Below are 15,244 nucleotides of genomic sequence, written 5' to 3' on the forward strand. Positions count from 1 at the left end.
CATCCCATGACCTCGACCCTCGACCGCCCCACGGTCAACGTGCAGCAGCTCGGCGGCAGGATCGGCGCCCGCATCGACGGCGTACGCCTCGGCGGTGACCTCACCGCCGACGCGATCGCGACCGTCCGCGAGGCGCTCCTGCGCCACAAGGTCGTCTTCTTCCGGGGCCAGGACCACCTCGACGAGGCCGGCCACCAGGCGTTCGCCGAGACCTTCGGCCCGCTCACGTCGGCGCACCCGACGGTCAACACCGGCAGCGGCCGGGTCTTCAAGGTGACGGCCGACAAGGGGATGGCGGCCAACGCGTGGCACACCGACGTCACGTTCGTCGACCGCGTGCCGGCGATCAGCGTGCTCCGCGCGGTCCACCTGCCGCCCTACGGCGGCAACACCGTGTGGGCCAACACCGTGGCGGCGTACGACGCGCTGCCGGCGCCGCTGCGGGCGCTGGTCGACGACCTCTGGGCGGTCCACACCAACAGCTACGACTACGCGCAGCGCGACGAGGAGTCGGACGAGCCCGACGCCAACTACACGCGGGCCGACTTCGCCTCCCAGCTCTTCGAGACCGAGCACCCGGTCGTGCGCGTGCACCCCGAGACGGGGGAGCGGTCACTGGTGCTGGGCCACTTCGTCAAGGCGTTCACCGGCCTCAACACGGCCGAGTCGATCGCACTCTTCACGCTGCTCCAGAACCGTGTCACGCGGCTCGAGAACACGATCCGGTGGACCTGGCAGCCCGGCGACGTCGCGGTCTGGGACAACCGGGCGACGCAGCACTACGCGGTGGCCGACTTCGGCACGGAGTACCGGGAGATGGCCCGCATCACGGTCGCGGGCGACGTCCCGGTGAGCATCGACGGGCGACCGAGCCGGGTCATCCGCGGCAACGCCGAGGCGTACTCCCGCCTGGACGAGCTGATCAGCTGAAGGCGGGCGCAGCGGGTGCGGTCGCATGAACGCGCGGATCACCACGGCTGAAATCGGGTACTGATCGACCGACGTCGAGCGATGGCGTCGATGCAGAGCAGTCGAGAGGGCCTCATGCCGCCTGTCAGTCCCACGTTCTCCGACGAGTTCGACGACGACCACTGTGTGGTCCACCAGTTCATCCGGCGCCACGGACGCAGTCCGACGCCGGAGGAGGTCATCGCGCTGCGGAGCAGCGCCGTCGCCACCGGCGCACGTGCGACCGCCGACGACGAACGATCTGCCTTGACGCAGGTGGTTCGTCGCGAGGTGGTCCGGCTGATCCACCGGCCGTGACGGCGCCCTCCCGATGGGCGTGCGGGTCATTCGCGGCAACGCCGAGGCGTGCTCCCGCCTGGCCGAGCTGATCAGTTGACCGGCTGCTCTCCTCCACCCCTGCGGAGGGACCAGCGGGGCGAGGTCGGGGCTACGTTGGCCGGACTCGGGGACCGGGCGTGGCCCCCACGTCCTCGGAGTGCCGCATGAGCCCTCGTCGCATCCTCGCCGTCATCGTCCTCCTCGTCGCCGTGGTCCTGGCCTCCGGCGGACCCACCGTCGCGGCCAAGCCGCTGCCGAAGCCCCCGGAGATCACCTCGGCCGTCGCCGTCGACAGCCGCACCGTCGACCTCACGTGGACGTCGGTCAAGGGCGCCGACCACTACGTCGTCACCGCGCCGGGGCTGTCACCCGTCCACGTGTCCACGACGACGGCTCGCATCACCGACCTCTACCCCGGCGACCTGCACGCCATCTACGTCACCGCGGAGACGCGCCGCAACGCCTCGCTCGGCACCAGCCCGACGGTCTACGTCGCGACGCCGCCCGAGGGACCCAGGGGCCCGCTCGGCTGGGCCGAGGCGTCGGACGGCCAGGTGCGCATCTGGAGCGGGTCGGGGATCGGGTGCGTGACGCAGGACCTCGGGATCCTGGCGGGCGACGGGACCTGGACGTCGCTGGGGGACGGGGTCGACGAGGGCGGTCCCCGCACGTGGACGATCTTCCAGGGTGCCGGCACGACGCAGACCTACGCCGTCAGGTGCCAGGGCAGCGGAGGCCTGTGGTCACCCTGGTCGGAGCCGCCGACCGTCGTCACGCTGTCCTAGCTGGATCGACTGGCCTCGACCGCTGCGGTCAGAGCAGCCCGAGGTCCTGCGCGTGACGGCGTACGGCATCGGTGTCCGCGGCCAGCACGAACGGCACGTCCGGCCCCCAGTCGTCGGAGACCTTCTCCACGCGTCCGTCGCCCGGGTCCAGCCGTACCTCGCGGATGTAGACCGCCAGGATCCGTCCGGGGTGCTCGCGCACGATGTCGGCGTAGATCTCGGGGTCGTGCTCACCGGAGTCGCCGAGGAGCACGAAGGACAGGTCCGGGTGGAGGTCGAGGACCTCCCGGATGCGGTCGTGCTTCTGCTCACGTCCTCGCCAGGTGCCGAGCAGGTCGCGCAGCAGGACGGGACCCAGCGGGAAGCCGCGATGGCGGAGGAAGCCGACCAGGAAGGAGTGCAGGTTCCACGGGCTCGACGAGACGTAGAAGACGGGGTTCACGTCGGCGGCGAGGTCGCGGTACAGCTCCGCGGCCCCGGGGAACGGCGTACGGGTCAGCGAGGAGCCGGCCAACGTCTGCAGGATCATCCGCCCCACGCGCTGGACGCCGGTCTCGAGGATCGTGTCGTCGATGTCGGAGAGGATCCCGAAGCGGGCGTCGCCGGACGGGACCCGCACCTCGACGGGTGCTGAGTGCCCGGTGGTGCCGCGGTAGTCGCCTCGGAGCTCGACCGTCCCGTGCGTCCAGGGGCTCCCGAGCGTCGCGGGCGCAGCAGGGACGCGCACCACGAAGTAGCCCTCGGAGTCGCTGACGGCCTCGGCGCTGGCACCGCCCACGGTGACCTCGAGGGGCACGCCGGGCAGCTCGTCGGTGAGGAAGGTCCGGAGCGTCCGACGCACCGCCGCCCAGACTCCCTCGCCGTCCACGACCTCCATCTCGAGCGGGTTGTCCAGCACCCGTCCCCGGACGACCACGCCGGCGGGGCCGCCGTGACCGATGTAGGGCTCGATCCTGAACTGCTCGGGGGTCCGGGACCGGGCGCGCCGCAGACGGGCGCCGTCCCACGCGCGCTCCAGGGCGACGACCAGGCGACGAAGCTCCATGGGAGCACCGTAGGGGAGTGGTTGCGCTCAGGCGCGCAGGAACCTCAGCACCGCGAGGACGCGGCGGTGCGAGCGTTCGTCGGCGTCGAGGTCGAGCTTGGTGAAGATGCTCCGCACATGCCCCTCGACGGTCTTGGGGCTCAGGTGCAGCTCGGAGCAGAGGGCTGCGTTGGTGAGGCCCTGGGCCATCAGCGCGAGCACGTCGCGCTCGCGCGCGGTGAGTCGGTCGAGCGGGTCGTCGTGGCGACGGCGGGCCACCAGGCGGGTCACCAGCTCGGAGTCGAGGACCACGTCGCCCCCCGCGACCCGTCGTACGTCGCTGGCGAACGCCGCGAGGTCGAAGACCCGGTCCTTGAGCAGGTAGCCCACACCTCCCTCGAAGTCGGTCATCAGCCGCATCGCGTGGTGGACCTCCACGTGCTGCGAGAGCAGGACCAGTCCCACGGACGGGGCGAACGCGCGAATCTCCGCTGCGGCGTCGATGCCCTCGCTCGCGAACCCGGGCGGCATCCGCAGGTCCACCACGACCACGTCCGGCGCCTGCCGCCGGACCAGGTCGACGAGCGACGGCGCGTCACCCGCCTGTCCGACGACCTCGAAGCCCGAGTCGGTGAGGATCCTCGCCAACCCCTCGCGCAGGAGCACGGCGTCGTCGGCGAGGATCACCCGCACCGCAGCACCGTCCTGACCGTGGTTCCGCCACCCAGCGGGCTGGCCACCTCCAGGCGCGCGTCCAGCGCGGACAGGCGGTCGGCGAGCCCCTGCAGGCCACGGTCGGGGGCGAGCCCCGCACCGCCCGTGCCGTCGTCGCGCACCTCGACGGTGAGGCGATCCCCGTCGAGCGTCACGTCGACGTCGACGACGCGGGCACCCGCGTGGCGCGCGGCGTTGGTGAGCGCCTCGCTGACGAGGAAGTACGTCGTCGCCTCGACCTCCGCCGGTGGCCTCCGGTCGAGCGCCACGTGCAACCGGACCGGCACGGACGAGCGGTCGGCGAGATTGGCCAGCGCGGCCTCGAGGCCGTCCTGGGTGAGCACCGCGGGGTGCACCCCGCGCGCCATCTCGCGCAGCTCCGCGGTCGCCTCGAGCAGCTGGGTGCGGGCGTGCTCCGCCCGGAGCACCAGCTCGGGGTCGCCCGACGCTGCTGCGCGCTCGACCAGCGCCCCGAGCTCCATGCCCAGGGACACCAGCCGCTGCTGCGCGCCGTCGTGGAGGTCTCGTTCGATCCGGCGCCGGGCTGAGTCCTCGGCCGTGACGATCCGCCGCGCAGCCGCCTGCAGCGCAGCCGCCTGCTGCGCCACCTCCTCGAGCCGGGCCCGGTGGTCGATGACCAGACCGGTCTGGGCGACCAGGTCGTCGAGGAGCTGGTCCTTCGCCGGGGTCATCGCCTCTCCGGGAGCCATCGTCAGCACCAGGGCTCCCTGCACGACGCCGTCGCGCGACACCGGCCGCACCAGGGCCCGCCGGCCGCCGAGCTCGGTGAGCGGGCTGCTGCCCGCGGGGGCTCGGGTCGGCCACGCGGCGACGGCCGCCATCCGCTCCACGTCGCCGAGCCAGACCACGACCTCGGACGCACCGACGCCCCCGGCGATCGTCGCCGCCAGTCCCTCCAGCAGCCCCTCGTCGTTGCGGGACAGCTGGGCGGACAGGCGCGACAGCGTCTCGTACGGCGTCGCGCGCCGGCCGTAGACCAACCGGTCGGCGAGGCGCTGGGCCCGGCGTCTCACCGGCTCGAACACCACCGCCACCGCGGCCGTCGCGGCGAGGGCCAGCACCCGGTCCGACACCGGGATGAGCGCTCCTGCCCCGACGACCAGACCGACGTAACCGCCCGAGACGAGCAGCACCATCGCGCCGCCGACCAGCGTCCTGGTGATGATCGGGTCGATGTCGTAGAGGCGGTACCGCACGATCGCCACGCCTGCCGCCAGGGGCACCAGCGGGAGGCTGAGCAGCCCGAGGAGCGGTGTGTCCCAGACGAGCTGCCCCGTGAGCATGAGCATCGCGGACACGGCCACGGCGAACACGAACCACCGCAGCTGGCGGACCTCGACGCTGTCGGCCCGGCGCAGCCGGGTGACGACCGCAGCGGCCCACAGGACCTGGAACCCGAGGTAGGAGCTGAGCATCACCGGCCAGACGACGGCGCGCGCGACGTCCTCGCCACCGACGTCGAAGGGGAACACGAGCCGGCTGTGGCTCCAGTCGTCCTCGATCGGCCACAGCGCTGACGCGAGCGCGATCAGGGACGCGACCCCGACCATCGTGCGCGCCGCGGCGCGCCACCGCCACGACAGGTGCTGGCCCGTCGGGAAGACCATGATCCCGACGCCGGCGGCCGCCATCACCAGCGGCACGAGCCAGATGGACACCCAGGCGAGCCACGCTCCTCCCGGGAGGGCCGGACTGTGCAGCCCGGCCTGGCGGCCGAAGTACATGACGGCGTCCGCCACCCCGAGCAGGACGAAGACGAGCCCCATGCGCTGCCCGGGCCGCGCCCAGAGCACGTAGAGCCCGACGCCGGCGAAGGTGAGGGCGAGGAGCGCGTTGTGGAGGTTGCCGACGTGGAAGTCGAGGGTCGCGCCGTACGCCACCAGGCCCAGGACGAGGAGGCCCAGGCTGCCGACCACGACCTCGCCCGCGAGCGAGCGCGGTTCGTCGTACCCCACCTGGTCGGCAGCGAGGGCCGGGCTCATCCATCGATGTTGGCACGGCTCGCGCCATCGGCGTACCAGGGTTGACCCTCGAACTGCTCCCGGGTGCGCACTGATGCGGCCGGGCCCGGTGCGGCGGACCGTGGAGGCATGACCACCGTCGACCGCACCAGAGCCACTGCCACCGCCACGCCGCGACGCGACCGCACCGCTTACCTGCTCCTCGTCATCGGGGGTGCAGCGTTCTTCGCAGCCGGGCCCCTGCACCCGCAGGGGAGCGACGCGGGGGACAAGACCGAGCAGCTTCACTCGATGCTCGTCGACTCCGCCTGGTACCCCGCCCACCTGGTCGCCCTGCTGGGCTTCGCGTGCGTCGCCGCCGGCCTCCTCGCACTGCGGCGGGACCCGGTCGTGCGGGACCGCCTCGGCAGGACCCTGTCGATCGGTGCCGTCGTCGCGGTCCTCGCGACCCTCGGTGCCGTGGTCCACCTGTTCGCCGCCACCCAGGCCGCCGAGGTCGGGCACGGCCACACGACGCCGCTCGTCGCCGCGTTCATGGGTGTGGAGACGATCGTCAACCCCGCCTGGGGACTGATGATCGCGGCGCTCGCGGTGACCGGAGGGCTCACGCGGGTCCTGGGCAACCGGATCGTGCTGCCGCTCGGCGTGCTCGGCGGCCTGGCGTTCGCGCTGGCGACGGCCACGATCGCCTTCGTCGACACCTTCGACCCCCTGTTCCCCGTCGCGGGGCTGGCCGGCGTGTGGCTGGTCGCCACAGGCGTCGTGGGCCTCTTCCGCCCACCCTCGGCCGACGTCGCGGGATGACATCCGTCCGCACACCCATCACACCCATCACACCCGTCACACCCGTCACACCCATCAGGAGGAGAGGAACCATGACCACGACCACCACCCACGTCCCGCCCGGAGAGGGCCGGAGCTACCCGATGATCGACGGCGACCACGTCGCCAAGGTCGCGGTCCACGACACGGAGGGAGCCTTCGAGGTCTTCGAGGTGATCGCCCCCGCCGCGCCGATGGCGCCTCCCCACGTCTCGCCGTGGACCGGAGTCCTGTTCCTGCTCGAGGGCCGGGTCACCGCGGTGGTCGGCGACACGAGGTACGACGTGGAGCCCGGCGGGGTGGTGGTCTTCCCGGCCGGGACGCCCAGCACGTTCGAGGTCGTCGGGGAGTCCGCGCGGATCCTGGGGATCACCTCCGGGGACCGTGCCGGACGGTTCTTCGCCGAGTTCGCCGACTCGGTGCCGCCCGACCGCCCGGCCGAGGAGTCCCTGGAGGCGATCCTCGCGGTCACCCAGCGCCACGGCGTGCGGCTCGCGGGTGCGTGAGTCCCGTGCGCTTCGAGGTGACCACAGCTGCTTCACCGGACCAGGTCCTGCGCGCCCTGACCGACTTCAGTGATCGGCGGCTCGAGACCTGGCGGCGCACGCTCGACCCGAGGACCTTCGAGGTGCGCGAGCTCGGCGACACGTGGGCGGTGGCCCGTGAGAGCACCGCAGGATCGCCGTTCTGGGTCGTCAACCGCTACGACTGGGCCGACCCCACGGTCATCCGGACGACCGTGGTGGAGGGCAGCTGGGGAGGATCCGGTGACGGGACCGTCCGGGTCCACCCCGCCGACGGTGGCGGCAGCCGGGTGCAGGCCGAGTGGACCCACACGGGTGTCCGCCGCACCCGGGAGAGGATCCTCATCTCCTTGATCAACCACGTCCCCATGAGGACCCTCGTCGCCCACCTGTGGGTCGAGGCCTTGGACCGCTTCGCCCGGTCCGAGCTCGACCTCCGACCCGGCCCACGCCACGGCGACCAGCGGCGCACGTGCGTGCCGACGTCCTGGGGACGGTCCCGGTGACCAACCCGGTGAGGTCGCTCACACCGGCTCGCGAGGAGGGGACACAGGCCACGCTCCGGATTCGACATGACAGGGCGATCGTGTTCTGGTGGAAGAGCCGCAGGCCAGGGTTCCCGTCGTGAACGGGGCGCCTCCCATCGCGAGGTGATGCCCGCCGCGGCCTCGACGCCTGATTCGACGGTGTCGCGTCCGAGCGCCCCGGAGGCGCACAACCCGTGAGGTCCGAAGCACGTGCGTGCCACCACCACACCCGCCCTGTCCACCCGCCTGCGAGGTGCCGCCGCCGGCGCCGCCGCAGCCACCCTCGCCCTGACCCTGGTGCCCAGCAGCGCCGTCGCGCAGGAGACGAGCCGCGACGCCGTCGCCGTACGCCTCAAGGTGGCCGACCAGCCGCCCGTCGACGTGGCGACCGTGCCGCGCGCGTGGCCCGGTGAGCTCCTCGAGACGCAGGGCGTCCCCGTCGACGGCAACGACCTCGTCGACGTCGTCCGCGACGGCCGCGAGGTCAGCGGTCCCCGCAAGCGCCTGCGCCAGGGCGACGTCGTACGCCTGACCGACGTCGTCAAGGAGCGCAAGTCCAAGCGCGAGCGCGTTCGTGCCGGCACCGTCGAGGTGCCGACGACCAAGCTCAAGCCCGGCCGCCGCAAGGTCGTGCGCGAGGGTCGCCCCGGCGTCCGCAAGGTCGTCGCCGTGAAGACCTTCCACAACGGCGAGCCCGTGAAGTACCGCGTGGTCAAGCGCAAGGTCGTCAAGGACCCGCGCCCGCGCCGCGTGCTCGTCGGCCGCCAGGCCTACGCCGTCACCGGCGCCGACGGCCTCAACTGGGGCGCGCTCGCCAACTGCGAGTCCGGCGGCAACCCGCGCGCGGTCAACCCGGCCGGCTACTACGGGCTCTACCAGTTCGACCTCGGCACCTGGCGCAGCGTGGGCGGCTCCGGCATCCCCACGAACGCCTCTGCCGGCGAGCAGACCTACCGCGCCAAGCTGCTCTACAAGCAGCGCGGCCGCTCGCCGTGGCCGAACTGCGGGCGCCTGCTCTGAGCTGAGCTGAGCTCAATCCGGACGGGGAACCGTCGGGCTGTCGATCGAGTCGATCGGCGGCCCGATCGTTCCCCGTTCGCGGTTACTGCCCGATGCGGGTGCGCACCTCGTAGAGCTCGGGGAAGAACGTCAGGTTGAGCGCCCGGCGCAGGAAGTCGACGCCCGACGACCCGCCGGTGCCGACCTTGTGGCCGATGACCCGCTGCACGACCTGGAGGTGGCGGAAGCGCCACTGCTGGAAGCTGTCCTCGACGTCGACGAGCTCTTCGCAGGTCTCGTAGACGCCCCAGTGCTCGGCGGGCGCGGAGTACACGGACGCGAAGAGGTCGACGAGCTCGGCGTCGGTGGTGTGCGGCAGCGTCCAGTCGCGGTCGAGCAGCCGCTGCGGGACGGCGTACCCCTGGCGCGAGAGGTAGGCCAGGAACTCGTCGTACAGCGACGGCTCGTGCAGCAGCTCGTCGAGCGCGGTGCGGGCGGCCTCGTCGTGCGAGAAGACCTTCACCATGTCGGCGTTCTTGTTGCCGAGCAGGAACTCGACCTCGCGGTACTGCGCGGACTGGAAGCCCGAGCTGGTCGCGAGGAACGGCCGGATCTCGGCGTACTCGGACGGCGTGAGCGTCGCGAGCACCGACCACTGGTCGGTGAGCGTGTGCTGGATGTGCTTGACCCGCGCCAGCCGCTTGAGCGCGGGGGACAGGTCGTCGGTGCGCAGCAGCGCGCGGGCCGAGCGCAGCTCGTGGATCATCAGCTTCAGCCAGAGCTCGCTCGTCTGGTGCTGGATGATGAAGAGCAGCTCGTCGTGCTGCTGCGGGTCCGACAGCGGCTGCTGGGCCGACAGGAGCACGTCGAGCCGCAGGTAGTCGCCGTAGGACATCGACTGCGAGAAGTCGCGCTGGATGCCGTCCTCGAGGTCGCGCCGGTTCGGTGTGTCGCCCGTTCCCTGTGCCATGGGCTGCAAGGTAGTCGGTGTTCTCGTCTACCGTCGCACCCATGGCCCCCACGACCAGTCCTGATGCGGGCGAGCGCACCCGCACCTGGGTGCCCGACTGGCCGTGCGCGCCCGCGCAGGTGCTGCGTCCGCAGCGCCGCGGGGCGGGCGACCCGACGCAGCGCCACGAGGAGTCCGGCCGGGTCTGGCGCGCCATGCGCACGCCGGAGGGGCCGGCGACGTTGTGCGTGCAGCCCAGGGCGTCTGCGGGTGAGGTCCTCGGCCGGGCCTGGGGGCCGGGCGCGGAGTGGGCGCTCGACGGGATGCCGGCGCTGCTGGGCGCCGACGACGACGTGTCGGCCTTCGAGCCGCACCACCACCCCGAGGTCGCGGCCGGGTGGCGCACCCACCGGCACTGGCGCATCGGCCGCACCGGGCTGGTGATGGAGGCCCTGGTGCCCTCGATCCTCGAGCAGAAGGTCACCGGCAAGCAGGCGTTCGGCTCGTTCCGCGAGCTCGTACGACGCCACGGCGAGCCCGCGCCGGGCCCCGTCGCGCCGCTGCGGCTGATGCTGCAGCCGACCCCGGACACGATCGCGGCGATCCCGTCGTGGGAGTGGCTGCGCCTCGGCGTCCAGCCGGCGCAGTCGCGCACGATGGTCACCGCCTGCCGGCTGGCGTCGTCCCTCGAGCGGGTGAGCGACGTGGCGGGCGACGAGGCCGAACGGCGGCTCTGCTCGATCCGCGGAGTCGGCGTGTGGACGAGCGCCGAGGTGCGCCAGCGGGCGCTGGGCGATCCCGACGCGGTCAGCTTCGGCGACTACCACCTCGCCAACTGGGTCGGCTGGGCGCTGGTCGGCCACGACATCACCGACGAGGAGATGGGGGAGCTGCTCGAGCCCTACCGCCCCCAGCGGGGGCGGGCTGCCGCGATGGCGATGGCCGGTGGTCAGGCCCGGCCGCGGCGCGGTCCGCGGATGAGCATCCCGACACATCTCCCGACCCGCTGACGTCGGCGCCCCGGCGGTCCAGACCCCCAGAAATGGTGTCGCCGCCCGCGGCGGGCCCGGAGTAGCGTCGAAGCCGATGTGAAGGCTTGAGGGAGGCCGACATGGGCGACGTCGATCCCGTCCTGCTGCTGGCCACGACCGACGAGACGTCGAGGGACGTTCTGGGGTCAGAGCTGCGGCGCAGGTACGGAGGCGACTACGAGGTGGTCGTCTGCGCGAGCTACGAGCACGCCCGTGCGGTGCTCGAGGGGCTGCGCCGGTGGGGACGGCAGGTGGCGCTCGTGATCGCCTGCTTCGGCCCCGACGACCGCAACGGCCTCGACTTCCTGCGCCGCGCCTACTCGCTGCACCCGTCGGCCAAGCGGGCGGTCGCCGCGATCTGGGGCGACTTCGCCAGCACCAGCGACGTCTTCGCCGCGGTCGCCCACGGGCATGCCGAGCTCGTCCTCCTGCGCCCCGAGCGCCGGCGCGACGAGGAGTTCCACGGCGCGATCACGGACACGCTGGACGACTGGCACCTCGCCCAGGGCATCGGCTTCGAGGCGGTGCGGATGATCGGCGAGCAGCGCGACGAGCGCACCCACGCGCTGCGCGACCAGTTCGGGCGCAACCACATCCCGGTCGGCTTCCACCAGGTCGGCACGGAGTCCGCCAACCGCCTGCTGGCCGGGCTCGGGCTCAAGGACCCCGAGCTCCCGGTGCTCCAGCTCGCCTTCACCAACCCACCCACGACGCTCGTCGCGCCGACCGACCTCGAGATCGCCGATGCCTTCGGGCTGATGAGCCCGCTGTCGCCGGACCGCGTCTACGACGTCGTCGTGGTGGGCGCGGGCCCGAGCGGCCTGGCCGCAGCGGTGTACGCCTCCTCCGAGGGGCTCTCGACGATGGTGGTCGAGCAGTCCGCGGTGGGTGGGCAGGCCGGCACGTCCTCCCTCATCCGCAACTACCCCGGCTTCTCGCGCGGCGTCAGCGGCGCGCACCTGGCCTTCCGGTCGTTCCAGCAGGCGTGGTCGTTCGGCAGCGAGTACTCGTTCCTGCGCGAGGTCCAGGCGCTCGGCGCGGACGGCGAACTGCGGACGGTCTCCATGTCCGACGGCAGCGTCATTCGCGCCCGCAGCGTCGTCATCGCCACCGGCGTCGACTACCGCCGCCTCGGCGTGCCCACGCTGGAGGGCCTCGTCGGACGCGGGGTGTTCTACGGGGCGGCCGTCGCCGAGGCGCCCTCGATGGCCGGGACGGAGGTCTACGTAATCGGCGGCGGCAACTCGGCCGGGCAGGCCGCCCTCCACCTGGCTCGATACGCCCGCCACGTCACACTGCTCGTGCGGGGAGCGTCGCTCGCGGCGAGCATGTCGGACTACCTCATCGCGCAGCTCGACGCCACGCGCAACGTCGGCATCCGCTACGGCACGGCGGTGCTGGACGGGCGCGAGGAGGACGGGTGCCTGGCCGCGCTCACCCTGGGGGAGCAGCACGGTGGTCCCGGTGGGGGCGAGGAGGTCCCCGCCGGCGGCCTCTTCGTGCTCATCGGCTCGGTGCCCCGCACCCAGTGGCTGCCGGTCGAGATCGAGCGTGACGAGGCCGGGTTCGTGGTGACCGGCGGGGAGGGGCGCCTGCCGCTCGAGACGAGCCTGCCGGGTGTCTTCGCCGTCGGCGACGTGCGGGCCGGGTCGATCAAGCGGGTCGCGACGGCTGTCGGGGACGGCGCGACGGTCATCGCGACGCTGCACGGCTACCTCGCGGCGCACCCGCAGACGACCCCGACCGCATGAGCCGGCACCGAGCCGGGACCGGCGCGCCGGTGACGCGCGGGATGCGGCTGCTCCTCGTCGTCGCGGCGGTGCTCGTCTTCCTCGCCGGCTTCCAGCTGACCGTCTTCCCGACCCGGACGGCGGAGTGGTTCTCGTGGACCATCGACGTGCCCATGACGGCGGTGTTCCTCGGCGCGGCCTACTGGTCCAGCGCCGTCCTCGAGGTCGCCGGCGCGCGCTCGCGCACGTGGAGCCGCGCCCGCCTCACCGTGTGGACCGTGCTCGTGTTCACCGTCCTCACGCTGGTCGTCACGCTCGTCCACCTCGACAAGTTCCACCTCGGCGCCGAGAACCCCGCCGGCGCCCGCGCGATCACCTGGGGCTGGCTGGCGATCTATGCCGGGGTCCCGGTCGCGATGGTCGTCGGCCTGGTGCTGCAGGCGCGCGCCGGCGGCACGCGGGTCGTGGACGTCGTACGCCTCCCGGCGGGCCTGCGGTGGCTCCTCGTCGGCCTCGCCGCGCTGCTGCTCGCCACCGGCGCGGCGCTGCTGCTGGCGCCCGAGTGGGCCGCCGACGGGTGGGCGTGGCCCCTGACGCCGCTCACCGCCCGCGCCATCGGCGCGTGGCTGGTCGGGCTCGGCTGGGCGTCGGCCCACGCCCGACTCGTCGACGACCGGGAATCGGTGCGGCCCGTCGGGCTCACCGGGGCGGCGTTCGTCGTGCTCGAGGCGGTGGCACTGCTCCGCTACGGAGACGTGCTCGACTGGTCGGGCTGGCAGGCGGTGGCGTACGTCGCCGGGCTGGCGTGGATCGCGGTCGTGTCCGCCTGGATCCTGGCGCTCCGGGGTCCCCGACTACCCGTCGCGTAGCGCGCTGACCGCCCGGGTCAGCCGGCTCTCGAGGTCAGCCCGGTCGATGCCTTCGTCCGTGCTGACCAGGGCGCGGTCGCGGTCCTCCATGACGGCAGCCGTCACGCCGTCGGCTCCGGCGAGCGCGTCCTCCAGGTCGGCGTACGCCGTGGGGCCGAGTCGGGCATCGATGTCCTCGGGGAAGGACACCTGCCACCGCCCCCGGTCGACTGCCGTGACCTCGACCAGGTCCGCCTCCTGCTCGGGACGCACGCTCCCCGAGCCAGGCAGCTGGGCCAGGCTGTGCTCCACGACGCTGCGCAGGCGAGCCGGATCCTTGCCCGACTGCACCTGCCGCACGGTGCCGATCACCTGCCGCCACGGGGGAGCGATCCCCTCGACGTCCACCACCGGCTTGAGGTGGTAGGGGCTCGGGGGGTCCTCGTCCAGCACCCAGGGGAGCGGTCGGCCGAGACGCGCCGCGTAGACCTCCGCGACGAACGCCGTCAGGCCCTCGACGAGGGCGGCGCCGTACGCCGACCACCCCGCCGACGCCAGCGAGGCGTCGTACCACTCGGGGACGGGCTCGACCGCGCGCTCCTCCCCGATCCGGTCGACCACCGTGACGAGGAGGCCGTCGAGGGTGTCGGGGGTCGGCGCACCGGCGCCGACCTCCGCCACGAACCACGCCAGGCGATCGCGGAGCAGGCCCGGCCACCGGGCGCAGAAGTCCCCCGCCCGCTCCGGCGGCGCCGGGTCCCCGATCAGCATGGCGTCAAAGGAGCGGGCGCAGGGGCGCGAGGAAGCTCTCGGTGAACTTCCGGTTGAGGTCGCGCGCCTCCCACTCCGACAGGGTCAGCTCGAGGCAGTTCGACTCGTCGTTCGTGAAGACCTCCTCCATCACCGCGGCGAACGCTGGGTCGATGACCTCGAGGTTGATCTCGTAGTTGCCCTGCAGGCTGAGGCGGTCGATGTTGGCGGTGCCGACGGTCGACCAGCTGCCGTCGATGGTGGCGGTCTTGGCGTGCACCATCGCGTCTTTGAAGCGCAGGATCCGCGCGCCGGCGGTGAGCAGCTGGCCGTAGTAGCCGCGCGAGATCCAGTCGGCCACGATGTGGTTGGACTTCAGCGGCAGCAGGATCCGTACGTCGACGCCGCGCCGCGCTGCCTCGGCGAGCGCGTCGACGAAGTCCTGGTCGGGCAGGAAGTAGGCGGTGGTGAGCCAGATGTTGCGGGTCGCGCGGGCGATCGCCTCGAGGTACATGCTGCGGATGGGGAAGTTCCACTGCCGCGGGATGTTCTTGTGGACCCGGATCTGGGGGTCCCAGTCGGACGCCGTCTCGATCAGCAGCGGCCGGTCGTTGCGGCGCAGCCGGTGGTGGCGATTGAGGTTCCAGAAGTCGGCGAAGGCACGCTTCATGTCCCACACACCGGGCCCGGTGATCCGGACGTGGGTGTCGCGCCACTCGGTCGCGTAGGCCGAGCCGATGTTGTAGCCGCCGAGGAAGGCGACCTCCTCGTCCACGACCAGCATCTTGCGGTGGTTGCGGCCGTAGCGGCGCAGGTCCCAGACGCGGAACCCGGCCGTCCAGACGGGGTAGCGCAGTACCTTCAGCGACGGCGGGAAGCGCTTGAACGCCGGCGAGACGACCATGTTGGCGAAGCCGTCGTAGATGCAGTGCACGTCGACGCCGCGGTCGGCGGCGGCGGCGAGGGCGGTCTTGAACTTCCACCCGATCTCGTCGCCCTTCCAGATGTAGGTCTCGAAGAGGATCTGCTTCTTGGCGCCGTCGATGGCGGCGAGCATGTCGTCGTAGAGGTCGCGGCCGAAGGTGTACGTCGTGATCTCGCCGTCACCGACGGGCACGGTGCCCGGACCCGTGACCGGGAACGGCTTGGGCCGCTTGCCGCGCCGGCGGTAGGAGTCGACGAGCGAGAGCGCCACGGCGACCGTGAGCTGGAGACCGACGAGTCCCATCAGGGTGCGCCGGACGGCGGTCAGCGTGCGGGCGACGGTCACGG

Annotated in this window: 16 protein-coding genes; 10 read left to right on the forward strand and 6 right to left on the reverse strand. The window is 72.6% G+C overall.

What is annotated here, in order from left to right:
* The first annotated feature begins 6 nt into the window (after nt 1–6).
* The 3 genes from JOD65_RS12545 (at nt 7) to JOD65_RS12555 (ending at nt 2,072) form a co-directional block, all read left to right on the forward strand.
* A complete protein-coding gene (locus JOD65_RS12545; protein WP_191197275.1) occupies nt 7–930 on the forward strand; it encodes a TauD/TfdA dioxygenase family protein in 924 nt (307 codons plus the stop codon).
* 114 nt (nt 931–1,044) lie between these two features.
* The gene (locus JOD65_RS12550; protein ID WP_191197274.1) at nt 1,045–1,266 is read left to right on the forward strand and encodes a hypothetical protein; all 222 of its coding nucleotides are present in this window, start codon (nt 1,045–1,047) and stop codon (nt 1,264–1,266) included.
* A gap of 185 nt (nt 1,267–1,451) precedes the next feature.
* Complete coding sequence (locus tag JOD65_RS12555; RefSeq protein ID WP_191197273.1) at nt 1,452–2,072, forward strand: hypothetical protein; 621 nt, start codon at nt 1,452–1,454, stop codon at nt 2,070–2,072.
* Nucleotides 2,073–2,100: 28 nt separating this feature from the next.
* On the opposite strand, the gene JOD65_RS12560 is transcribed toward JOD65_RS12555, so the two are convergent.
* The 3 genes from JOD65_RS12560 to JOD65_RS12570 are packed head-to-tail and all read right to left on the reverse strand — an operon-like array spanning nt 2,101 to nt 5,813.
* A complete protein-coding gene (locus tag JOD65_RS12560) occupies nt 2,101–3,117 on the reverse strand; it encodes an App1 family protein phosphatidate phosphatase (protein WP_191197272.1) in 1,017 nt (338 codons plus the stop codon).
* 27 nt (nt 3,118–3,144) lie between these two features.
* Nucleotides 3,145–3,789: a response regulator transcription factor gene (locus JOD65_RS12565; protein ID WP_191197271.1), complete on the reverse strand. Its 645-nt coding sequence runs from the start codon at nt 3,787–3,789 to the stop codon at nt 3,145–3,147.
* On the reverse strand, nt 3,780–5,813 hold the full coding sequence (locus JOD65_RS12570) for a sensor histidine kinase (protein ID WP_191197270.1): 2,034 nt from the start codon (nt 5,811–5,813) through the stop codon (nt 3,780–3,782). The genes JOD65_RS12565 and JOD65_RS12570 overlap by 10 nt, the downstream gene beginning before the upstream one ends.
* A gap of 108 nt (nt 5,814–5,921) precedes the next feature.
* Between JOD65_RS12570 and JOD65_RS12575 the strand changes: the two genes are divergently transcribed.
* From JOD65_RS12575 to JOD65_RS23325, 4 genes are all read left to right on the forward strand, one after another.
* Nucleotides 5,922–6,596: a hypothetical protein gene (locus JOD65_RS12575; RefSeq protein WP_191197269.1), complete on the forward strand. Its 675-nt coding sequence runs from the start codon at nt 5,922–5,924 to the stop codon at nt 6,594–6,596.
* A 71-nt stretch (nt 6,597–6,667) separates the two neighbouring features.
* Nucleotides 6,668–7,120, forward strand: a complete 453-nt coding sequence (locus JOD65_RS12580) for a cupin domain-containing protein (RefSeq protein ID WP_191197268.1) — start codon at nt 6,668–6,670, stop codon at nt 7,118–7,120.
* Nucleotides 7,117–7,644 carry an SRPBCC family protein gene (locus JOD65_RS12585; RefSeq protein ID WP_191197267.1) on the forward strand — a complete coding sequence of 176 codons (528 nt, stop codon included), beginning with the start codon at nt 7,117–7,119 and terminating at the stop codon, nt 7,642–7,644. Before JOD65_RS12580 ends, JOD65_RS12585 begins: the two co-directional genes overlap by 4 nt.
* Before the next feature lie 231 nt (nt 7,645–7,875).
* Nucleotides 7,876–8,685 (forward strand): resuscitation-promoting factor, encoded by an 810-nt coding sequence (locus JOD65_RS23325; protein WP_191197266.1) that lies wholly within the window; start codon nt 7,876–7,878, stop codon nt 8,683–8,685.
* 82 nt (nt 8,686–8,767) lie between these two features.
* Here JOD65_RS23325 and kynA read toward each other — a convergent pair whose 3' ends face one another.
* Nucleotides 8,768–9,634, reverse strand: a complete 867-nt coding sequence (kynA, locus tag JOD65_RS12595; RefSeq protein WP_191197265.1) for a tryptophan 2,3-dioxygenase — start codon at nt 9,632–9,634, stop codon at nt 8,768–8,770.
* Between the two features lie 41 nt (nt 9,635–9,675).
* Between kynA and JOD65_RS12600 the strand changes: the two genes are divergently transcribed.
* From JOD65_RS12600 to JOD65_RS12610, 3 genes are all read left to right on the forward strand, one after another.
* Nucleotides 9,676–10,623 carry a DNA-3-methyladenine glycosylase family protein gene (locus JOD65_RS12600; protein WP_191197264.1) on the forward strand — a complete coding sequence of 316 codons (948 nt, stop codon included), beginning with the start codon at nt 9,676–9,678 and terminating at the stop codon, nt 10,621–10,623.
* A 101-nt stretch (nt 10,624–10,724) separates the two neighbouring features.
* Nucleotides 10,725–12,395 (forward strand): NAD(P)/FAD-dependent oxidoreductase, encoded by a 1,671-nt coding sequence (locus JOD65_RS12605; RefSeq protein ID WP_191197263.1) that lies wholly within the window; start codon nt 10,725–10,727, stop codon nt 12,393–12,395.
* Entirely contained in the window at nt 12,392–13,243 is an 852-nt protein-coding gene (locus tag JOD65_RS12610; protein ID WP_204811147.1) for a hypothetical protein, read from the forward strand. Before JOD65_RS12605 ends, JOD65_RS12610 begins: the two co-directional genes overlap by 4 nt.
* On the opposite strand, the gene JOD65_RS12615 is transcribed toward JOD65_RS12610, so the two are convergent.
* Both JOD65_RS12615 and JOD65_RS12620 read right to left on the reverse strand, forming a co-directional pair.
* Nucleotides 13,229–13,993 (reverse strand): hypothetical protein, encoded by a 765-nt coding sequence (locus tag JOD65_RS12615; RefSeq protein ID WP_191197262.1) that lies wholly within the window; start codon nt 13,991–13,993, stop codon nt 13,229–13,231. The two genes, JOD65_RS12610 and JOD65_RS12615, sit on opposite strands and share 15 nt — an antisense overlap.
* Before the next feature lie 4 nt (nt 13,994–13,997).
* Nucleotides 13,998–15,242, reverse strand: a complete 1,245-nt coding sequence (locus tag JOD65_RS12620; protein WP_307821136.1) for a phospholipase D-like domain-containing protein — start codon at nt 15,240–15,242, stop codon at nt 13,998–14,000.
* Nucleotides 15,243–15,244: the final 2 nt, after the last annotated feature.

Origin of the sequence: Nocardioides cavernae, assembly GCF_016907475.1 — a bacterium.
GTDB lineage: Bacteria > Actinomycetota > Actinomycetes > Propionibacteriales > Nocardioidaceae > Nocardioides > Nocardioides cavernae.